Origin of the sequence: Caballeronia humi (genome assembly GCF_001544475.1) — a bacterium.
Taxonomy (GTDB): Bacteria; Pseudomonadota; Gammaproteobacteria; order Burkholderiales; family Burkholderiaceae; genus Caballeronia; species Caballeronia humi.
Genome location: NZ_FCNW02000002.1, coordinates 350,257 through 370,685, shown reverse-complemented (window position 1 = coordinate 370,685; position 20,429 = coordinate 350,257). Strand labels below are relative to the sequence as shown.

At 64.1% G+C, this 20,429-nt stretch carries 22 protein-coding genes; 8 read left to right on the top strand and 14 right to left on the bottom strand.

Annotated features, from left to right (window positions below; all coding sequences use genetic code 11):
- Window positions 1-15: 15 nt before the first annotated feature.
- The 4 genes from AWB65_RS04640 to AWB65_RS04625 form a co-directional block, all read right to left on the bottom strand.
- Window positions 16-1,347 carry an MFS transporter gene (locus tag AWB65_RS04640; RefSeq protein WP_087666011.1) on the bottom strand — a complete coding sequence of 444 codons (1,332 nt, stop codon included), beginning with the start codon at window positions 1,345-1,347 and terminating at the stop codon, window positions 16-18.
- A gap of 68 nt (window positions 1,348-1,415) precedes the next feature.
- Window positions 1,416-2,357 carry a hydroxymethylglutaryl-CoA lyase gene (locus AWB65_RS04635; protein ID WP_087666010.1) on the bottom strand — a complete coding sequence of 314 codons (942 nt, stop codon included), beginning with the start codon at window positions 2,355-2,357 and terminating at the stop codon, window positions 1,416-1,418.
- Window positions 2,354-3,547 (bottom strand): CaiB/BaiF CoA transferase family protein, encoded by a 1,194-nt coding sequence (locus AWB65_RS04630; protein ID WP_087666009.1) that lies wholly within the window; start codon window positions 3,545-3,547, stop codon window positions 2,354-2,356. The genes AWB65_RS04635 and AWB65_RS04630 overlap by 4 nt, the downstream gene beginning before the upstream one ends.
- A gap of 107 nt (window positions 3,548-3,654) precedes the next feature.
- The gene (locus AWB65_RS04625; protein WP_087666008.1) at window positions 3,655-4,575 is read right to left on the bottom strand and encodes a LysR family transcriptional regulator; all 921 of its coding nucleotides are present in this window, start codon (window positions 4,573-4,575) and stop codon (window positions 3,655-3,657) included.
- A 115-nt stretch (window positions 4,576-4,690) separates the two neighbouring features.
- Between AWB65_RS04625 and AWB65_RS04620 the strand changes: the two genes are divergently transcribed.
- Together AWB65_RS04620 and AWB65_RS04615 are read left to right on the top strand one after the other, a co-directional pair.
- Window positions 4,691-5,704 carry a type IV toxin-antitoxin system AbiEi family antitoxin gene (locus tag AWB65_RS04620; RefSeq protein ID WP_087666007.1) on the top strand — a complete coding sequence of 338 codons (1,014 nt, stop codon included), beginning with the start codon at window positions 4,691-4,693 and terminating at the stop codon, window positions 5,702-5,704.
- A complete protein-coding gene (locus AWB65_RS04615; RefSeq protein ID WP_235007500.1) occupies window positions 5,685-6,569 on the top strand; it encodes a nucleotidyl transferase AbiEii/AbiGii toxin family protein in 885 nt (294 codons plus the stop codon). The genes AWB65_RS04620 and AWB65_RS04615 overlap by 20 nt, the downstream gene beginning before the upstream one ends.
- On the opposite strand, the gene AWB65_RS04610 is transcribed toward AWB65_RS04615, so the two are convergent.
- On the bottom strand, window positions 6,550-6,939 hold the full coding sequence (locus AWB65_RS04610; protein WP_087666006.1) for a PaaI family thioesterase: 390 nt from the start codon (window positions 6,937-6,939) through the stop codon (window positions 6,550-6,552). The genes AWB65_RS04615 and AWB65_RS04610 overlap by 20 nt on opposite strands.
- Before the next feature lie 180 nt (window positions 6,940-7,119).
- Between AWB65_RS04610 and AWB65_RS04605 the strand changes: the two genes are divergently transcribed.
- A complete protein-coding gene (locus AWB65_RS04605) occupies window positions 7,120-7,836 on the top strand; it encodes a GDSL-type esterase/lipase family protein (RefSeq protein WP_200821660.1) in 717 nt (238 codons plus the stop codon).
- 46 nt (window positions 7,837-7,882) lie between these two features.
- Here AWB65_RS04605 and AWB65_RS04600 read toward each other — a convergent pair whose 3' ends face one another.
- From AWB65_RS04600 to amaB, 7 genes are all read right to left on the bottom strand, one after another.
- A complete protein-coding gene (locus tag AWB65_RS04600; RefSeq protein ID WP_087654192.1) occupies window positions 7,883-8,185 on the bottom strand; it encodes a DUF4148 domain-containing protein in 303 nt (100 codons plus the stop codon).
- Between the two features lie 195 nt (window positions 8,186-8,380).
- The gene (locus tag AWB65_RS04595) at window positions 8,381-8,845 is read right to left on the bottom strand and encodes a hypothetical protein (RefSeq protein WP_125474067.1); all 465 of its coding nucleotides are present in this window, start codon (window positions 8,843-8,845) and stop codon (window positions 8,381-8,383) included.
- A gap of 289 nt (window positions 8,846-9,134) precedes the next feature.
- Complete coding sequence (locus tag AWB65_RS04590; protein WP_087666004.1) at window positions 9,135-10,217, bottom strand: extracellular catalytic domain type 1 short-chain-length polyhydroxyalkanoate depolymerase; 1,083 nt, start codon at window positions 10,215-10,217, stop codon at window positions 9,135-9,137.
- Window positions 10,218-10,259: 42 nt separating this feature from the next.
- Window positions 10,260-10,682 (bottom strand): ribbon-helix-helix domain-containing protein, encoded by a 423-nt coding sequence (locus AWB65_RS04585; protein WP_087666003.1) that lies wholly within the window; start codon window positions 10,680-10,682, stop codon window positions 10,260-10,262.
- 230 nt (window positions 10,683-10,912) lie between these two features.
- Window positions 10,913-11,107, bottom strand: a complete 195-nt coding sequence (locus AWB65_RS04580; RefSeq protein WP_087666002.1) for a hypothetical protein — start codon at window positions 11,105-11,107, stop codon at window positions 10,913-10,915.
- Window positions 11,108-11,356: 249 nt separating this feature from the next.
- Window positions 11,357-12,529, bottom strand: coding sequence for an NAD(P)/FAD-dependent oxidoreductase (locus AWB65_RS04575; protein ID WP_087666001.1), 1,173 nt, complete (start codon window positions 12,527-12,529; stop codon window positions 11,357-11,359).
- Window positions 12,530-12,553: 24 nt separating this feature from the next.
- Window positions 12,554-14,053, bottom strand: a complete 1,500-nt coding sequence (amaB, locus tag AWB65_RS04570; RefSeq protein WP_087666000.1) for an L-piperidine-6-carboxylate dehydrogenase — start codon at window positions 14,051-14,053, stop codon at window positions 12,554-12,556.
- A 199-nt stretch (window positions 14,054-14,252) separates the two neighbouring features.
- On the opposite strand from amaB, the gene AWB65_RS04565 reads away from it, so the two are divergent.
- Window positions 14,253-14,867 (top strand): helix-turn-helix domain-containing protein, encoded by a 615-nt coding sequence (locus tag AWB65_RS04565; RefSeq protein WP_087665999.1) that lies wholly within the window; start codon window positions 14,253-14,255, stop codon window positions 14,865-14,867.
- A gap of 3 nt (window positions 14,868-14,870) precedes the next feature.
- Here AWB65_RS04565 and AWB65_RS04560 read toward each other — a convergent pair whose 3' ends face one another.
- A complete protein-coding gene (locus AWB65_RS04560; protein WP_087665998.1) occupies window positions 14,871-15,719 on the bottom strand; it encodes an IclR family transcriptional regulator in 849 nt (282 codons plus the stop codon).
- Between the two features lie 153 nt (window positions 15,720-15,872).
- Here AWB65_RS04560 and AWB65_RS04555 point away from each other — a divergent pair, with 153 nt between their 5' ends.
- Complete coding sequence (locus AWB65_RS04555; RefSeq protein ID WP_087665997.1) at window positions 15,873-16,172, top strand: hypothetical protein; 300 nt, start codon at window positions 15,873-15,875, stop codon at window positions 16,170-16,172.
- 291 nt (window positions 16,173-16,463) lie between these two features.
- The gene (locus AWB65_RS04550) at window positions 16,464-17,753 is read left to right on the top strand and encodes an MFS transporter (protein ID WP_087665996.1); all 1,290 of its coding nucleotides are present in this window, start codon (window positions 16,464-16,466) and stop codon (window positions 17,751-17,753) included.
- A gap of 16 nt (window positions 17,754-17,769) precedes the next feature.
- Here the strand turns inward: AWB65_RS04550 and AWB65_RS04545 are convergent, their stop codons facing one another.
- Window positions 17,770-18,765 (bottom strand): LacI family DNA-binding transcriptional regulator, encoded by a 996-nt coding sequence (locus AWB65_RS04545; RefSeq protein ID WP_087665995.1) that lies wholly within the window; start codon window positions 18,763-18,765, stop codon window positions 17,770-17,772.
- Between the two features lie 167 nt (window positions 18,766-18,932).
- Here AWB65_RS04545 and AWB65_RS04540 point away from each other — a divergent pair, with 167 nt between their 5' ends.
- Both AWB65_RS04540 and AWB65_RS04535 read left to right on the top strand, forming a co-directional pair.
- Entirely contained in the window at window positions 18,933-19,766 is an 834-nt protein-coding gene (locus AWB65_RS04540) for an NAD-dependent epimerase/dehydratase family protein (protein ID WP_087665994.1), read from the top strand.
- 265 nt (window positions 19,767-20,031) lie between these two features.
- Window positions 20,032-20,352 (top strand): DUF4148 domain-containing protein, encoded by a 321-nt coding sequence (locus AWB65_RS04535; RefSeq protein ID WP_087665993.1) that lies wholly within the window; start codon window positions 20,032-20,034, stop codon window positions 20,350-20,352.
- Window positions 20,353-20,429 lie beyond the last annotated feature (77 nt).

The window sequence follows — 20,429 nt, the reverse complement described above, 5'->3', positions numbered from 1 at the left end:
GCGGGGCGTTCTCGATCACTCCGCGCGTTCCTTCTGCCTGAGCGACTGCGGCAAGCCGAACATCAGGATCAGCGCACACACCACGCTCATGCAACCGATCGCATAGAGCGCGGGTGTCGTGCTGCCCGTGAGGTCGCGAATACGTCCCACCATCACCGGGCTCACGATGCCGCCGAGCTGCCCGAGCGTGTTGATCAACGCGATACCGCCCGCAGCGCCCGCGCCCGTCAGGAGCTTCGGCGGCAACGCCCAGAACGCCGGGATCGCGGCAACGACACCCGCGCCCATCACGCCCAGCGCAACGATGAGCAACGTCGTCTGCTTGTCGAAGAGGCCTGCCGCGAAGAAGCCGACCGCCGCCATCAGCAGCAAACCGCACACGAACTTGCGACGCTCGCCGGAGTTATCCGACATGCGACCGACCACGACCATGCAGATCGCCCCGCACACGTACGGCACGGCGGTGAGAAGACCGATGATCGTCGGATTGTTCGTGCCTGCGGTGCGGATCAAATGCGGTGCCCAGAAGTTGAGCCCATACGACGCGACCTGAATCAGGAAGTAGATCAATCCGAGCGTAAGAAAGCCGGGCGTCTTGATCGCGCCGAAGAGCGAATGTCCGCCGGGCGCCGGCTTGCTTTGCGATGCGATCTGGCTCTTCAGATACGTCTTCTCCGATGCACTGAGCCAGCCCGCATCGTCGATGCGATCCTTGAGCACCTTCAGCACGAGAATCCCGAGCGCCACGCAGGGCAAGCCGCCGAGCAGAAAGAGCCAGTGCCATCCCGGCATGCCGAGCACACCGTTCATATGCCCGAGCACGAGACCCGACAGCGGCGCGCCAACCAGCCCCGAGAACGCCGACGCGAGAAACAGGAGCGACGTGATACGTCCGCGATAACTCGCCGGGAACCACAGCGTGAGGTAATACAGCACGCCCGGCGCAAACCCCGCCTCCATCGCGCCGATGATGAAACGCAGCCCGTAGAACTGCCATTCGTTATTGACGAAGACCATCATCGTCGTGGCAAGTCCCCACGAAATCATGATGCGCGCGATCCACTTGCGCGCGCCGACCTTGTAGAGCATCAGGTTGCTCGGAACCTCGAAGATCACATAGCCGATCACGAAGAGACTCGCGCCGAGACCATAGGCGGTATCGCTGAAACCGAGATCGCTTTGCAGCTGGAACTTCGCGAAGCTGATGTTGATGCGGTCGAAGAATGCGAACAGATAGCAAAGCATGATGAGCGGCATCAGCCGCCACGCCACCTTGCGGATGATGTCGGCCGTGTTCTCCTTGGTTAGCGGATGACTCGCCGCCGATACTGCGCCCAGATCGCTCATGATCGTCTCCACGCCGGACTGGCCCTGAGCCGTCCGGTCGAATGTGTGTTGATGAGGTTTGAAAAATGTCAGATGGTGCGGACGTAGTCCGGTGCCGCATGCAGGTCGCAATTGCGTCCCGCCTTGGCGAGCTGGCCGGGCACGTCGTGGCCGACGAGCGCGGGCAACGCGCGCGACAGGTCGATCAGCTTCGGCAGATCGATGCCGTTCGGAATGCTCATCTCGTCGCACAGGTTCACGAGGTCTTCGGTGCAGATGTTGCCCGATGCACCCGGCGCGAACGGACATCCGCCGAGGCCGCCGAGCGCCGCGTCGAAGCGTCGCGCGCCGGCATCGTAGGCGGCGAGCACGTTCGCGAGACCCAGTCCGCGCGTGTTGTGAAAGTGCAGCGTGAGCGCATCGGCACTCACACGTTCGAGCACGCGTGAAACGAGCCGCTCCACCTGACGCGGATTCGCCATGCCGGTCGTGTCGGCGAGCGTGATGCCCTGCATGCCCATCTCGCGATACGTATCGACGATATCGAGCACGCGCGCCTCGTCGATGCGTCCTTCGAACGGGCAGCCGAACGCCGTCGCGACGGTCGCATTGAGGCGGACCGTAGTGCCTTTCACAAGCCGCACGATGTCGCCGAAGCCCGCGAGCGATGCCTCGCAGCTCATGCGCATGTTCGCGCGGTTGTGCGTCTGGCTCGCGGACATCACGAGGTTGAGTTCGTCGGCGTGAGCGGCGAGCGCGCGCTCGGCGCCCTTCGCGTTCGGGATCAGCGCGACGTAGATCACGCCCGGACGGCGGCCGATGCGGTTGAAGACTTCGTCGCCGTCGCGCAACGCGGGGATCGCCTTGGGCGACACGAACGAACCCGCTTCGATGCGCGTGAAGCCGCACGCGGAGAGGTTGTCGATCAGCGCGATCTTGTCGTTGGTCTGGACCCACGTCGGTTCGATCTGCAAGCCATCGCGCGGCGCCACTTCCTGAACGATCAGTCGATGCGAATAGTCGCGGTTCATTGCACCGCTCCTTCGGCGCGCAGGCGCTCGACGTCGGTTGCATCGAAGCCGAGCGAAGCCAGCACGTCGCTCGTGTGTTCGCCGAGCGTCGGGCCTTGCCAGTGGACTTCGCCCGGAGTATCGGAGAGCTTCGGCACGATGCCCGGCATCTTCACCGACGCGCCGCCCGGCAGGCTCGCGTTCAGCAGCATCTCGCGCGCCTGGTAGTGCGGATCGGCGACGATGTCCGCCACCGAATAAATGCGCCCGGATGGCACTTCCTCGCGTTCGAGAATGGCGAGCACGTCGTCGATCGAATGGTGCGAGGTCCACGCGGTGATCGCTTCGTCGAGCATCGCGCTTTGCAGTGCGCGGCCGTCGTTGTGGGCGAGCGCGGGATCGTCGGCGAGATCGGCGCGGCCGATCACGTGCATCAGGCGCTTGTAGATCGGATCGCTGTTGCCCGCGATCACGACGAAGCCGCCGTCCTCCGTGCGATACGTGTTCGAAGGCGCGATGCCCGGCAGCGCGCCGCCGCTCCTTTCTCGCACATGGCCGAGCAGATCGTATTCGGGCACGAGGCTTTCCATCAGGTTGAAGACGCTCTCGACGAGCGACACATCGACCACTTGTCCCTCGCCCTGCCCGGTCTTCACGCGCAGCACCGACATCAGCGCGCCGATCACGCCGTGCAGCGACGCGAGCGAATCGCCGAGACTCACGCCGACGCGCGCCGGCAGGCCTTCTTCGTCGCCCGTCGTGTAGCGGATGCCGCCCATCGCCTCTCCGATCGCGCCGAAGCCCGGCCGGTCGCGATACGGACCCGACTGGCCGTAGCCGGAGATGCGGACCATCGTGAGCTTCGGGTTGATCGCGTGCAGCACGTCCCAGCCGATCCCGAGCTTTTCCAGCGCGCCAGGCCGCAGGTTTTCGATGACGATGTCGGCATCCGCTGCGAGTTTCTTCACGACATCGATGCCATCGGGCGACTTCAGGTTCACGCACACCGACTTCTTGTTGCGCGACTGGAGATACCACCAGAGCGACGTCCCTTCATGCAGCTTTCGCCATTTGCGAAGGGGATCGCCTGTTTTGGGCGCTTCGATCTTGATGACTTCCGCGCCGAATTCCGCGAGCATGCGCGCGGCGAACGGTGCGGCGATCAGCGTTCCGATCTCGATGACCTTGATGCCCTGAAGGGGTCCGCTCATGGTGCCTGTCTCCGTGTTGGTCTGGTATGGGAGCAGATTAAGAGCGGTGCGCGGCAGTGTCCAACCGCATTTCGGCAAGGACCGTTCGCGGATGGCGAACGCTCGTGTCAGACGCCGTTCGCTTCGACCGTGCGCAGGTGATCGAACAGCAGGCGGCTCACGGGCGAGAGCGCACTTTCGTCGCGCACGACGATGATGAGGCTGCGCTCGGCCCAGTCTTCGTCGAGCGTCACGGCGGTGAGGCCGAGCGGGCGGCCGAGCGCCCGAAATACGTCGAACGGCAGGACGCCGACGCCCATGCCGGCCTGCACCATGCGGCAGACGGCATCGAAGCCGGGCACGTGGATGCGCAGCCGGAGCGCACGGCCAGCCTGCCGCGCGGCGAGATGCGTGCGCATGTTGATCGAGCTCGCGGAATGCAGGCCGACGTGGTCGCTGTCGAGCGTTTCCGCGAAGCGAATGCGTTCGCGGTTCGCGAGCGCGTGGTCGCTGCGCATCACGATCACGAGGCGGTCGTGGCGATAGTGGGTCGCCTGAAGGCCGCGCGTGTCGGCATCGCCGGAACAGATGCCGAGGTCCGCGAGACTGTCCGCCACCGCCTCGATGATGCCGCCGCTCGGCCGCTCCTCCAGATCGATCTTGATCTGGTCGTGGACCGAGAGGAACGCGCGCAGGTCTTCCGGCAGGAACTCGACGATCGCCGAGAGGTTCGCCATCATCCGCACGTAGCCGCGCACGCCGGTCGCGTGCTCGGCCAGTTCGATGCCGATGTTCTCGATATCGCGCAACACGCGGCGTGCGTGGTGCAGGAGCGTTTCGCCGGCGGGCGTGAGGTCCATGCCGCGCGCCTTGCGCTCGAAGAGGACCGCGCCGACGGCCTGTTCGAGTTCGAGCAGCCGCTTGCTCGCTGCGGAGACCGCGATCGCCTCGCGCTCGGCTGCGCGTGTGAGGGTGCCTTCCTCGAAGATCGCGAGGAAAAGTTGCAGTGTGGTGAGATCGAGGCGGCGAAGGAGGTTTTTGGCGGCCATGCGGCTATTGTGACTCGAATGCGGTGAGCGGCGGTGTATACGATTTGCGCCGTGTTCACGTAACGTATACACTACGAAGATACTGAACAAGCTAAGCGCGAAGCCAATATCGGCCATGCCAGCGGCGACCATCGATCCGATCATCCAGCAGGCGGCGCAGGCCTTTACCGAAAGCGCGGGCGCGGGCGTGAGCGCCATCGTTCATCCCGGCCCGGGTGGACCGCAAGACGTCAGCATGCAAATCGATTTTCCGGGCGGGGCATCGCTGCGATTGCCTGTGGCGGTTGTACCGACCATAGACCGGCACAGCCGCCTCGACCCGGTCGCGCAAGACAAGGAAGTGCTGCTCGTGTCGACTTATCTCTCAGCCGAAATGCTAGGCCGTTGCCGCGAACTTGGCATCGCCGCGATGGATCTGTCCGGCAACGCCTATGTCAAAGGAGGCGGCGGGATTGTGTTCATCAGCGGCCATCCGCGTACCCGGGCACAGGCGAAAGGCCGCCACAAGGCGAAGGCGTGGACCGCGAAGGGCCTGCAGGTCGTATTCGCCCTGCTCGCCGACACGCGTCTGCTGCAGGCCACGTACCGATCCATCGCCGAGGCGTCGAAGGTCAGTCTCGGCACGGTCCAGCAGGTGGTGAGCGACCTGATCGCGCGCGGCATGGCCGTGCGGCTCGACGACCTTCATCTCACGCTCGTCTCACCCGATCGCCTGATCGACGAGTGGACGATGCTCTATCCCGCCCGGCTGCGTCATTCGCTCGGGCGTTTCAGCGCGGCGAATCCGGAGTGGTGGAAGACGATCGACATTCGTCATTCCGGCTGCCAATGGGGTGGCGAGATCGCGGCGGCGAAGCTGACCGGCTACCTGAAGCCCGCGACCGCGACGATCCATTGCCACGGCGCCGTGCCTAAAAGCCTCATTGCGCAAGGCAGGCTGAGGAAGGACGATGCGGGACCGATCGAGTTCGTCGCAGCGTTCGCCGATATTCCGGCACCGGAGGGCATCCCGCCCGACGTCGTTCATCCGCTGCTCGTGTACGCCGAACTGATGGCGAGCGGCGACTCGCGCAACATCGAAACCGCGCGCCTCATACGGGACCAGTATCTTGCCGCTCAAAATCCGTAACGACCGTCCGCTCGACCCGCTCGCGGTGTCCCCGCTCCGCCACGTGAACGACGCCGCGCGCGATGGCTCGCTCGACTGGTTCATCGGCGGCGCGACCGCGCGGGACATCGTGCTGACGCATGTGCACGGAATCGATCCCGAGCGCGCGACGGTCGATATCGATATCGGTGTGAGCATCGAGGCGTGGGCAAATCACGCGGCGTTGCGGGAACGGTTGATCGCGACGGGCGTTTTCAGTGAACGTCGCGACCAGCCGCACCGACTTTACTACAGGGAAAGCGGCACGGAGCAGATGTATCTCGACATGGTGCCATTTGGCGGCATCCAGAACGCTGCCAACGAAATCGCCTGGCCGCCCGACGATGCCATCCGCCTGAACGTGTCCGGTTTTCCCGAGGCGTTGCATGCGGCGTTGCATGTCGAAATCGAAAAGGACTTTACGGTGCCGGTGGCATCGCTCCCGTCGCTCGCGATGCTGAAGATTCTTGCCTGGCGCGACCGTCATCATGAGTCGAGAAAGGATGCGACCGACCTCTTCGTTTTGATGCGCTGGTACTTCGAGGCCGGCAATCAGGATCGCATGTATGAAGAGGGGATCGAAGTCATGGAGCATTACGACTACGACGCCACGCTCGCCGCATCCGCGCTGCTCGGCCGCGACACCGCCGCCGTCGCCGTCGATGCCACGCGCGTACAGCTACTCGAAGCGCTCGCGCCCGCCACCAACGCGCCGCTCATCTTCAGGCATATGCTCGAGCCAGGCGCGCTCTTCCTCGCCGACGACACCCCAGGCCGCAAGCAACTGCTCTTCAACGCTTTCCGGCGCGGGTTCGTTTCCGTGATGCCTACCCCCGCGCATACTTGAACGTCCCTTGCGCGCTCGCGATGAGCAGCCTGTCATCGATCCACGCCTCCCCACGGCAAAAGTAGATCGACCGTCCCTGCCGTTCGAGGAACCCCTTCGCGACGACCTTCTCCCCCAATCCGCGATCGAGGTAATTCACCGTCAGCGACAGCGTGAACGCATGCAACGGCGTGTCGCCTTCGGTATGCAGCCCCGCATATCCGCACGCCGCATCGAGCAGCGTGGCGATCGCGCCGCCTTGCAGCGTGCGCTGCCGGTTCAGATGCGCGGCGAGCACCGGCATCGTGAACTCGGCGTAGCCCGCGCGCCAGCCGGTGAGCGTCGCGCCGAGCGATTCGAGGAACGGGTTGTCGAGATCGAGATGCGCCATGTTCTTCTCCGATGTGCAAACCGCGATGTTCCATCAGTTTCCCAATACCCGCCAGAACGCCCATCGACTGGCGGCGAAACCGGCCGTCGGTCATACTGTCGGCGGACTTCGCAGCGGCCGTTGCCTTCACCGCCCTTACATCGACACACCGCCTCATGGCGCGCGAAAACGGAGAACAACATGTCGAGGCTACTGCGCCACGCGCTTGCAATGATCCTGCTCGTCGCGACCGTTGGCGTCACGGCCACCGCGCACGCCGACGAACTGAAGCGCGTGCTCGCGTTCGGCGACTCGCTTACGTGGGGCGCGCAGCCAACGAAGCAAGGCAAGCTCAAGCGCCTGCCCGCCGTCGAGCGCTGGCCCATCGCGATGCAGACGGCGCTCGGCAAAGGCTACGTCGTGACCGAGGAAGGCTTGAACGGCCGCACGATCGATATCCCCAACGCCCCTGCGCAGCAGCCGTCGCTCGATGGCAGCGAAGCGCTCCCCGGCATTCTCGCGCGCGGCCAGCCGTTCGATGTCGTCGTGATCATGCTCGGCAGCAACGACGTCAATCCCCAATACGACCGCACGCCCGCTCGCATCGCGGAAGGCATGGGCAAGCTCGTGCGGATGGTGCGGGACATGCACGGCGGTATCAGCACGCTCGGTGAAAGCCCGAAGGTGCTGGTCGTCGCTCCACCGCCGCTCGCGGAAAATCCGTGGTCCACCGCCGACGACAAATCGAGGGAACTCGCGAGCGCGTACGCCGCGATCGCGAAGGAGCAGCATGTCGAATTCTTCGATGCGGGCACCGTCATCCAGACCGATGGCGTCGACGGCGTGCATCTCAGCGGCGCGACGCAACAGAAGCTCGGCCGCGCGCTCGCTGAAAAAGTAAGAGCGATGGCGCAATAAAAAGACCCGCACGCAGCGGGTCTCGCACATCAGCCACGATGAAGACTCAAGGCGCCGATGCCGCCGCGCCCTTCGCCGCCTTCTGCGCATCGACCTTGCGTTGCGCGTCCTGGATGTTCTGCGGATAATTTTGCTGATCGCCGCCCGGCTGATAGCCCTGCTTTTCGAGTTCCTTCAGCTCAGCGTTCTTCTTCGCCCGCGCGGCCTTGCGCTGGGCCTTGCGCGCTTCCTTCGACGTGGACGCGGCGACATCGGGCGCCGCGGTTTGCGCCATCGCGACGGGCGCCCATGCCAGACCGACGCCAATCGACAATGCGAAAGCTGCTGTAACGACGCGAATGTGGGACATGACGAACTCTCCAAGGAAGACCGCGTTGTTTTCGATTCGCCGATACCGACGCATGACTCGCGCTGCGCGCATGTCATGCGCTCCGTGGGTTCGGCGTGTTTTGGCCGTCGCGCATCGTTCTTGAACGGAATCGGCGCGTCCGGTACGTGAAGATAACGCGCTTTGGCTTTCGACGCTGCGCAACCCTTGCGAATGTCAGTCGCGTTTCAGCCGCAGATCAAGCGCGAGGAACGCGAACGTCGCGAGCTTGCCGATGCATTCGACGCCCGAGAGCATCGCGAGCCACGGCGAATGTCCGTATTCGACGGGAATCTCCGGCGCCATCGCGAGCACGCTCATCAGGCAGATGAAGAGCAGCACGTATTTCGCGGCGCGCCGTCCCGTCAGCGCGAGTCCGACGGTGACGAAGAGCAGCGTCTTCGATGCGAGCACGGCGGCAATTTCCTCGCCGCTCGTCATCGCGGCGCCGGTGGCGCTGCCGGCGAGATCGATTTCCCACGGCACTTCGATCAGCGACCACGCGACGACAAAACACGCCGATACCGCGACGCAACGCCCGAGCCGACCCGCATCGAGCGGCAAATCGACTAACGCACGCTTGCGCGCGAACGCACCGACGTGGCCGATGGGCCGATCGTCGTCGGGAGTGAGAGGGTTCATCGTCGGGCCTTGCGGCGGGCGAGTACGGCAGCGCCCCACGTGCATGCGCTGCGTTGATCGAAGCCGGTCGTTGTCATGTTTGTCATTTGCGTTCCCCCCGTTGTTGAACCCAGCGTAGGTGACCAAAAAAGCGAACTCCATCCGGCAAAGCTCGGTTCGCGAGCGATGCGTCGCTTCGTGATCCTTGGCGAACGCGCGGGTGCGTGGAGCGCGCGCCGCAATAAGAGAAAACGCGTGTCGCAGTTAAGCGACACGCGTTTGGTGGACAGAGACTGGAAGAGCGACGCGGTCAGTGCGTGCGCGGATGAGCAAGAAAGAAGCGCATCATTTCGGCGCTGGCGTCGGGGCCGGCGGGATCGGTGTAAGTGCCGCGTGCGCTACCGCCCGCCCATGCGTGCGAGGCGCCGTGGATCGTCCACAGTTCGGCATCGACGCCACGTTCCGACTTCAGCCGCTTGACCGTGCACGAGCGGCGTCCGGCTTGCGACTCAGGCGCGTGGCCCGGCGTCGTTTCGGCGTTGAAACCGCGTACGACGTTCATCGCGTTCGAGAGATTCACCGTGTGATCCGCATCGCCGTGAAAAACGATTAGCGGACGCTTCGGCGTATCCGGCATCGCACCTCGACGCGCTTTCGCGCCGCGTCCCTTGCCGCCGCGCATCGCCGCGAGCGCCGACGGCAAGTCGTGCGCGCTGCGATCCGCGAGGCCGGAATGCACGCCGGCTGCCGCGTACAGCTCCGGGTAGGCGCGGATCATGATCGCCGCCATCGCCCCGCCCGCCGACAACCCCGCAACGTACACGCGATCCGGGTCCACGCGATGGCTCGCCATCACGTCGCGCGTGATGCCCGCGATCAAGGACGGCTCGCCCTTGCCCGGTTCCTGGTCGTCCGGCTTGAACCAGTTCCAGCATTTCGACGGATTCGCGTGCTGCGGCTGAATCGGATACACCACGATGCAGTTGTGCCGCTCGGCGAGCGCGTTCATCTGCGTGCCCGCAGCGAAATCGTTCGCGTCCTGCGTGCAGCCATGCAGCATCACGACGAGCGGCAGCGGTTCGTTCCGATACCCCGCCGGCACATACAGCCGATAGTCGCGCATGCCCGCGGCGTTCGCGTAGGAATGCGTGGTGAAGTGTCCGCGATCTTCGACGTCGGTTTGGGCCGGAGCCGGCGCGCGCTTGAATGCCTTTGCAGCCGGTGCGGGCGTGGATGCCGTGCGCACCTCCGCAGCCGCACCGTTCACGACATCGTCGATTTCCTCGCCGCGCAACGCACGCTGGATCGCGTCGGTTGCTTCGGTGGGGTTGCCGTCGCGCAAGAGTGCCATCACCTTGTGCATCGACTTCATAAAGCCTTCGTTCATATTCATTGTTGTTCCCAGTTGTACGTTTAGGCGGCCAGGCGGCTGGCCTTAGCCGATACGTCCGGCCAGCGCAGCCTTGACCGCGGGCGAAGCGTGAAACGCTCCGAGCACGACGATCGATTCGATCGTCGCCGATGCGAGTTCCGCGGAGACATCGGCGGCGATGCTGGCGAGTCCGAGCACCTGAATGTTCAGGCGTTCGTTCGCCGCGAGTGCCGCTTCGAGATCGCGCTTCGAAAAATGCTGCAGACCGAGCACGAGTTCGCGGCGAATCACCGTCTCGTTGACCACCTGCGCGTGGATCGCAAGCTGATTGCGGATCGCCGTGCGGATCAGGTCGGTCCGGTTTGAGTAAAAGCCCTCTTCCACGAGCAAGTCGATCTGTCCCAGATCGACAGGACCGAGATTGATCGTGATTTTTTCGCTCTCGCCGCCTTTCGGGCGCGGCGCTTCTACCAGGGCTTTCGTCATCTCAAACCATCCAAATAACATCCAATGGGATGGTTATAGGCTGGTTTCTGACGTGAGTCAAGTGTGCTTACGCGTGAAAACGCGTGCTTCGGAGGCGAAATCGGGGCGGGAGAGAGCGGCCGGACGGCCTGAAAACGACGCTGCGCGGTGCCCGGCAGGCCGTCATGGCTGCCGAATGCACACTGCGAGCGATTCGCTAGAAAAAAGCGGGAGATGGGTCGATCAGTGAATCAGTTGTAGCCGCGCACGACGCAGGTCGTCTGTCCTTCCTCGGCGTTTTCGCCCGCGAAACGTCCGCAGACTTCGGCGACATATTCCGGCTCGGCGCAAACCTGGCTCGAATGATGGGAAATCGGTTGTTCGTTGCCGGCGGTGTCGGCGTCGTCCAGCCACGTTGCGATGTGCGCACGCGTGTGGATATCCATTTTTTACTCCTCGTGGAAGTGATGGAAGCTGTTGGCTTTCACCTTTAGAGTGCGCGCAGAAAAGCACGAACGCTCTAGTGGATTTCATCGATGGACGATTTCATAACGCTTGCATTTCGGTCATTTGCCGCTCGCGGCAGGTTAAGTGTTGCCCGAAACACACAAGTCGATACTTTATTTGAGCAAAAAAAAGCCCGGCCGAAGCCGGGCAAACGCTTACCGCCAAAGGATTCCTTAAGTTGCGCCGCATCAAACGACATTCTTTTCGACGATCGGCCGATTCTCCAGCACGCGCTGCCAGCCGAGCGTCGATAGATCGAGCGTCGTGTAGCGGCCGTGGAGGATCAGTTCGCTTACGCCGCGTCCGGTCGCGGGTCCCTGTTGCAGGCCGTGTCCGCTGAAGCCGTTCGCGAAGAGGCAGTTATCGACGTCAGGATGCGCGCCGATGATCGCGTTCTGGTCGAGCACGTTGTACTCGTAATAGCCCGACCAGCAATTCTCGACGCGCAGCGCCTCGAACCCCGGCACGCGATGCGCGAGCGCGGGCCAGATGACATCGTCGAAGAGCGTGTGATCGACCTGGTCGAGCGGAAGGTCGTCGGGATCGTTGTCCGGCGACGGCGACGTTCCGCAGATATAAGTGCGCCCTTCCGGCCGGAAGTAGACGCCGCACGGATCGATGACAAGCGGACACGCCGCAAGCCGCGCGGGCGACGACACATTGAAGATACTGCGCCGCCGCGCGTACACCGGAATATCGATGCCGAGCATCCGCGCGATATTGCGCGACCACGCGCCAGCGGCGTTCACCAGCATGTCGCACGCGTGCTTCTCGCCGTTCGACGTGAGCACTTCCCTCACGCAAGGCCCGTCGAGCGTCATTCCGACGACTTCCGCCGCCACATAGCGCGCCCCAAGCGACTGCGCCTTCTTGCGCAATGCCTGCACGAGACCGTAGCCGTCGAACCAGCCTTCACCGGTTTCGCCGAACGCGCCCGCCGCGAGATCGCCGGTGTTCAGCCACCCGAAACGCTGCTGCAATGACGCCTGATCGAGCAGGCTGATGTCGGCGCCGAGCTTCGTTTGCAGCGCGTGGTTCTCGCGCAAGGTCGCGACGCCCGCCGGCGTCGCGAGGAAGAGATAACCGCCTTCGTGCAGATCGATCGACGGCTGTGTGCCGTCCACTTCCAGCCGCTCGCCGATCGAGCGCAGGAATTCGATCCCGTAGAGCGACATCTGCACGGACAGCGGCGTGGAAAACTGCTGCCGGATCGATGCCGCCGACAGCGCCGACGACGAACGCGCGTAAGTCGGATCGCGCTCGATCACCGTCACCTGCACGCCCGGATCGGACGCGCGAAGAAAGTAAGCCACCGAACTGCCAATCACCCCGCCGCCGACGATCACCACCTTCGAAGCCACGTTCCGGTCTCCTCGCGCGCAGTATCAGCCGATCGAAAAGTCGATGCCCTGCGCGAGCGGCAGTTCCGACGAATAGTTGACCGTGTTCGTCGCGCGGCGCATGTAGCCTTTCCACGCGTCCGAGCCCGATTCGCGGCCGCCGCCGGTTTCCTTCTCGCCGCCGAACGCGCCGCCGATCTCCGCGCCGCTCGGCCCGATGTTCACGTTCGCGATGCCGCAGTCGCTGCCCGCCGCCGACAGGAAACGCTCGGCCTCGCGCAAATCGTTGGTGAACGCACACGACGACAACCCGTGCGACGCCGCGTTGTTCGCCGCGATGGCGTCGTCGAAGTCGCTGTAGCGCAGCACGTAGAGGATCGGCGCGAAGGTTTCCGTGAGCACGACCGGCGTCTGCGCGGGCATTTCCACGAGCGCCGGGCGCACGTAGAACCCCTGCTCGCAACCCTTCACCTCGACGCGCTCGCCGCCCGTCACCGTGCCGCCTTCGTCCTTCGCCTGCTGCAGCGCTTGCTGCATGCGCGAAAACGCCTGCGCGTCGATCAGCGGGCCCATCAGCGTGCCTTTTTCGAGCGGATTGCCGATCGGCACCTTTGCATAAAAGGTTTTGAGACGCGCGACGGTATCGTCGTAGACGCTCTCATGCACGAACAGCCGCCGCAGCGACGTGCAGCGCTGTCCCGCCGTGCCGACCGCCGAGAACAGGATGCCGCGCAGCGCGAGTTCCGGATCGGCGCTCTTCGAGACAATGCCCGCGTTATTCCCGCCGAGTTCCAGGATCGAGCGCCCGAAGCGCCGCGCGACTTCCACGCCGACCGCGCGGCCCATCGCCGTGCTCCCGGTCGCGCTGACGATGTCCGAGCGCGGATCGGCGACGAGCTGCGCGCCCGCTTCCCGTCCGCCGATGATCAGCGACGTGAGTCCCGCCGGCGCCGAGCCGAATTCAGCGATCGCGTCCTGCATGATGCGATCGACGGCGAGTGCCGTGAGTGGCGTTTTCTCCGACGGCTTCCACACGACCGCATTGCCGCACACGAGCGCGAGCGCCGCGTTCCACGACCATACGGCGACCGGAAAGTTGAACGCGGAAATCACCGTGCAGACGCCGACCGGATGCCATGATTCCGCCATCCGGTGGCCGGGGCGCTCCGAGGCGATCGTCAGGCCGTAGAGCTGGCGCGACAAACCGACGGCGAAATCGCAGATATCGATCATTTCCTGCACTTCGCCGAGTCCTTCCTGCAGGATCTTCCCGGCTTCGAGCGATACGAGGCGGCCGAGCGCGTCTTTCTTCTCGCGCAGGCGGTTGCCGAGGAGGCGCACGAGTTCGCCACGTCGCGGCGCGGGCACGTCGCGCCACTGCGCGAAGGCCGTGCGCGCGCGGGCAAGCGCGGCATCGACGTCCTTTTCGCCGTGCGTTTTCACCCGGCCGATGACGGCGCCGGTGATCGGCGAGGCCACATCCATGTCGCCGCCGTCGGCGAGCTTCGCGATGCCGAGTTCAGCAAGAATCGAATTAGCGTCCACAGTGACTCCTTTTATTTCCGATACGAAACTTTAACATTGAGGCGACTATACACGAGCGCATCGAGAGTCCAAATCCAAACTCGCGGTTTAGGTGAAAACCACAACGACGCTTTGTTATAGGACATTCGTGCGCCGCGCGCGTTCGCCTTGTCGTCGATGTTACTATCGGAAACAAGAAACCCAAAACGACGCCCGCGATATGGCCACGAAGACCACCATTCCCCCAGCCGAAGCGGAAACCTCCGACCTTGGACGCCGCGTCAAGGCCGCCCGGCTCGCGAAGGACATGACGCTCGAAACCGCGAGCCGCCTGTGCGGCGTCTCGCGTTCGGCGCTCTCGAAAATAGAAAACGGCTTGATGTCGCCGACGTTCGACGTGCTGCAAAAGATCGTGCGCGCGCTCGAAATCGACCTCGGCGCGCTGTTCGGCTCGACCCCCGCCCCTGGCGCGAGCGGCCGGCGCTCGCTCACGCGCCGCGACCAGGGGCAGCGCCACGCGTATCGCGGCTATCAGATGGAACTGCTCGCCACCGATCTCGCGCACAAGGCGATGCTGCCGTTTCGCATCCGCATTTCGGCGCACACGCTCGACGCCTTCGACGACTGGGGCCGTCACGAAGGCGAGGAATTTTTGTATGTGATCAGCGGCAGCGTGTGCCTGTATTCGGAGCTCTACACGCCGACGCATCTGAACGCCGGCGACAGCCTCTATTTCGACAGCCGCACGGGGCACGCGGCGGTATCGACGAGCGAGGAGGACGCGGAAGTCCTCTGGATGGCGACAGGCGGCGACGTGCCGTCACCGCCCGGCTGAACTTCAGCTTACCTTCTGGCGCTGTTTCTTCGCGGCAGGCAGGCTCGCGACCGGCGCGACGGCCGCCGGCTTCGCCTTGAAGTACGGCGAGCTCAAAGTCGCCGCGGCCATGTCCGATGCCGCTTCGAGCAGCGCCGGCGCCAGTTCCGAGAGGCGCGACTCGGGCAATCGGCTCGTGGGCCCGGCGAGACTCACCACGCCCACCACGACACCCGTCATCGGATGGTGAATCGGCGCCGCCATCGACGTCATGCCAGGCTCATAGGTCTCGATCGCGATGCCGTAGCCGCGCTGGCGCGCGCCCTCGATGTCCTGCAGGAATTGCTGGATCGTCTTCGGCGCCTTCGGTCCGCTTTGTCCCGCCTTGCCGAGACCGCCCTGCTTCGAGACGAGTTCGAGCGCCTCCTCATCCGACATCGACGCAAGCCACGCCTGTCCGCTCGCCGTGCAATGCAGCGGCGGCTGGCTGCCCATGTCGGGGTCGTAGCGCAGGCCCGACTTCGCGCCCTGCGCCTTGCCGACGAACGTAATGTGATCGCCCTCCACGACACCGAGCCGCGCCAGTTCCCCCGACGCCGCTGCAAGCCGGTCGAGCACCGGCTGCGAGACATCGAGCACCCCGCCGGTCGAGAGATAGATCAGCGCCAGCGACACCAGCTTGAGCGCGAGCAGATATTCGCCGTGCTCTTCGTCCTGGCGCACATAGCCTTCGTCGATCAGCATCGACAGCAGACGATGCGTTCCGCTGCGCGGAATATTGAGCGTGTCGGCGATTTGCGCGAGTTGCATGCGTCCGCCGTTTTTCGCCAGCAACTCGATGATACCCAGCGCGCGTTCCAGATTCCCTGCCATCGTGGTGTTCCGCAGAAAGTGTCGATTCTCGATGAGAACACGATTCCAGCGCGGAACTCAATAGCTCAGTGGGACAGTAACGCTGTTTATTTGGTGCGCGAGCGCCGTCTACGTCTTTTATGATTCAGATCACACGCCTATAACGAGGTCGCCATGCAACTTCCGACAGGTTCGGTGCCAGCTCTGAGTTCGGCTTCATCGACGGTGTTTTCCATCGGCATCGTGTTTCTCGGCTACTGGGGTGTCCACGAGTCCGCCCGTTGGCACGCGGGCGACGTCCTTGTCGCCGTGCTCGCGCTTGCGGGCTTCATCTGCCTCGGCGCCGTGCCGTGGCTCGCCACCGCCCCGATCGAGCACGCCGACGACCAGCGCATGCTGCGTCTCGCGCGCCACGCATTCCTCGCGGGCGTCACCGCGATGTGGCTCGCGGTGGTCGCTTCCCTCTTCGCCTGATCCAGAACGCGTTATCGCATTATTTCCCTCGACGCAAACAATCTGGAAAACGATTAACTAAATTTTCACCAGCATCGCTTCGCTCCGCAGGTCGTATACGTGGAATCCCCTAAGAATTTGGGATGGAAAAGCCGCCCTAGTTTTATTAAGATAGGAAAACGTTTTCCAAACCAGGTCGATCGTCAGCGCAGCGAAGTTGCCGCGCAGGACGCCAGGCCGCCCCGGCGCTCGTCGCCATCCACGAACAAACAAGCGCAGCGCGACGAGCGAAGCTGCGTATCGGAGACATTCATGCAAACTGCTGTCGTCGGCGTCGTGCGCGCGGCCAGCCGCTACCGCTGGACGGTCTGCGCGCTGCTCTTTTTCGCGACCGTCATCAACTACATGGACCGGCAGATCCTCGGTCTGCTCGCCCCCCTGCTTCAGAAAGACATCGGCTGGAGCCAGATCCAGTACGGCCGCATCGTGATCGCGTTCTCGGCGTTCTACGCTGTCGGCCTGCTGTGCTTCGGCCGCGTCGTCGACTGGCTCGGCACCCGCGTCTCCTACGCGCTCGCGATGCTGATCTGGAGTATCGCCGCCATGATGCACGCGATGGTCGGCTCGGTGATGGGCTTCGCGATGGTGCGCGCGCTGCTCGGCATCGGCGAGGGCGGCAACTTCCCCGCCGCCATCAAGACGACGGCCGAATGGTTCCCGCGCCGTGAACGCGCGCTCGCAACCGGCATCTTCAACTCCGGCGCGAATATCGGCGCGGTGTTCGCCCCGGCGATCATCCCGCCGCTCGCGATCGCCTTCGGGTGGCGCGCGGCGTTCGTGATCATCGGCGCGATCGGGATCGTGTGGCTGGCGGTGTGGTTCGCGCTCTACAAGTCGCGCGATCCGAAATCGCGTGACGAGGAACTGGAAGACGCGCAGGACGAAGTCGAAGCGATGGACGCCGCGAACGTCAACGCACGCGCACCCGGCTGGGGCGTGCTGATCCGCAAGCGTCAGACGTGGGCGTTCCTGATCGGCAAGTTCCTGACCGATCCGGTGTGGTGGTTCTACCTGTTCTGGCTGCCGAAGTGGCTGAACGAATCGCGCGGCATGGACATGCAGCACATCGGCCTGCCGCTCGTCGTGATCTACGCGATGACGACGGTCGGCAGTATCGGCGGCGGATGGCTTTCTTCGGCGCTCTTGCGTGCCGGCTGGAGCGTGAACCGCGCGCGCAAGACCGCGATGCTGATCTGCGCCTGCTGCGTGCTGCCGATCGCGTTCGTCTCGCAAGTGGACAACCTGTGGGGCGCGGTGGCGATCGTCGGTCTGGCGGCGGCGGCGCATCAGGGCTGGTCGGCGAACCTTTTCACGACCGCATCGGATCTGTTCCCGAAGCGTGCGCTGGGCGCGGTGGTCGGGATCGGCGGGATGGCGGGTTCGATCGGCGGCGTGCTGTTCTCGGAAGTGATCGGGCAAGTGTTGCAGCGTACCGGTCACTACTGGGTGCTGTTCGCGATCGGCGCGCTGGCTTACCTCGTCGCGTTCGGTGTAATGCATCTGCTCTCGCCGCGCATGACGCCCGCTAAGCTCGACGCATAAACCAGGCAACCTTGGTTCAGCCGCCGGCCGCCGTCGATTCACGGACGATGAGCCGCGGCTCGAACATCGAATGTTCGGTATCCGGATGGCCGGCGAGCGCGTCGATGAGTTTCTGCATCGCGAGCTCGCCCATCTTCTCGCTCTGGATATCGACGGTAGTGAGCGCCGGGGACGCGAATTCGCCGTACGGAACGTTGTCGATGCCCGTCACCGAGACGTCCTGCGGCAGCCTGAGCCCGAGCGACGCCGCCTCCTTCATGAAGCCGAGCGCGATCAGGTCGTTGTAGCAGATCACCGCCTGCGGCCTGCGCGGGCCGAGCATCACCCGCGAGCACGCGTGCTCGCCGGCGTGCGAAGTCGGCGCGTGGGCATCGTAGACGTCGAGCGTGAGCCCCGCTTCTTCGAGACACTCGCGCGCCCCGCGAATACGTTCGTCGTTGATGCGCGGCGCCTGGCCGAAGCCGAGGTAGGCGATCTGCCGGTGGCCGAGGTTCAGCAGATGCCGCGCGAGCATGTAGGTGGTGAGCCGGTTGTCGATGCCAACGCTCGGAATCGGCAGCGTTTCGCTACGCCGCAGAAGGACGAGCGGCTTGTTGAGGTCGAGCATCCAGTGCGTTTCTTCGTCGGGCATGCGCGAGCTGACGATCAGGCCGTCGACGCGTTGCGCGAGCGCTTCAATCAGCGGCCGCTCACGCGCCTGGTTTTCGTCGGTATCGACGAGCAGCAGCGTGTAGTCGTGCCTCAGCGCGACGCGGTTCGCGCCCTTCACGACGTTCGTGAAGTGCGGATTGCTGATGTCGAGAATGGTCAGCCCGATGGTGCGCGTGCGGCCGGTGATCATGGAGCGCGCGAGCGGGTTCGAGCGATAGCCGAGCTCCTCGATCGCAACCTTGAGCTTGGCCTCGACCGGTGCCGAGAAGCGCTGCGCGCCGTTGATGTATTTGGACACGGTCGCGACCGACACGCCCGCAGCGGCGGCGACGTCGCGAATCGTCGGGGAATTTTTTTTCATTCGTCAGGTAACGTTTTCTCTTTTGTTAACCGATTGTCGCAGAAAACAAGCTGCGACGGAGCAGTGCTCTGTCCCGCTCAGGTCGTCGCGCCGCCATTGACGGCGCCCTGCGTCCATCGATATAGTTGGAAAACGTTTACCTCAAAATATTGTTCGAGGAGTTTTAGATGAACCAGCCAACAGCCACGTCGAAGAAACCGTTCCGGCGACTGCTTTTGACCGGCGCGGCCGGCAACCTGGGCCGCCAGTTGCGCAGCGCGCTCGCCGACTGGGCCGACGTCGTGCGTGTCAGCGACATCGCCAAACTGGGCGAACCGGCGCCGCATGAGGAAACGGTGGTCGCCGATCTCGCCGACCGGCAGGCCGTGATGCATCTGGTCGAAGGCGTCGATGCGATCGTGCATCTCGGCGGCATCTCGATCGACGCACCGTTCGACGACCTGCTCGGCGCGAACATCCTCGGCACCTACAACGTGTACGAAGCGGCACGCAGGCACGGCGTGCGGCGCGTTGTGTTCGCGAGCTCGAATCACGCGATCGGTTTTCACCCGGTCACCGAGGTACTCGACACCGACGCGCCGCAACGCCCGGACAGCCTCTACGGCGTGACGAAATGCTTCGGCGAAGCGCTGTCGCGCTATTACTACGACCGCTTCGGGATCGAGACGGTGTGTCTGCGGATCGGTTCGTCGTTCGAGGAACCCAAGAACCCGCGGATGCTCGTCACGTTTCTGAGCTTTCGCGATTTCATCGAACTCGTGCGCTGTTCGCTGTTCACGAACGTGGTCGGCCACGCGGTGGTGTACGGCGCGTCGGACAATCCGGTCAAGTGGTGGGACAACTCGAAGGCGGGCTTCCTCGGCTTCAATCCGCAAGACAGTTCCGTGCAGTTCGCGGACCGCTTCCCGCCGTCCGCGCCGAATGCGGATCGTGACGATCCCGCGCAGCGCTTTCAAGGCGGCGCGTTCGTGATCGGCGAGCCGATGGAAAACAATCGCTGACTTTCTGCGCGCCGCTCAGGCCGTCCGCTCCTCGCGTGGCCTTGAGCTTGATGACGCGCGCGACGTATTCGGCCATCGCCTGCTCGCGCGGCACACAGCGTCGCGCGAGCCATGCGATTAGTGCGATTTGGCGAATTGTGATTCCATCCGATGAGGGTTTATACCGAGCCGCGCGACGCCTAGACTTGCCTCCATCGACGCAGCAACGGAACACATGCAAGACGATCCGACGCTCCGTTCTCACACAAATATTCGGAGGTTCATCATGTTCAAGGCACTCATCCCCGCAGTCGTGCTCGCTACCGCACTCGCCGCTCCCACGTTCGCGAACGCACAGGACAACGGTCCCGTGACGCGCGCGCAGGTCAAGGCGGAACTGATCCAGCTTGAACGCGCGGGCTATAGTCCGGCAAGCGATCGCGTCACGTACCCCGCGAACCTGCAAGCGGCTCAACGCCGTGTCGATGCGCAGAATGGCGTGGCTGCATCGTCGTATGGTGCGTCGGTCGAAGGAAGCTCGGCCTCGGGCAACGGATCGGCGCGCGGTTTCGGCGCGGTAAATCCGGTGGACTACAGCCACTCGTAATCGCCCGGGTTACCCATGTAAAACGCCCCAAACCGTATGACGGTTTGGGGCGTTGTTATGTGTGAGCCAGTTGCGAG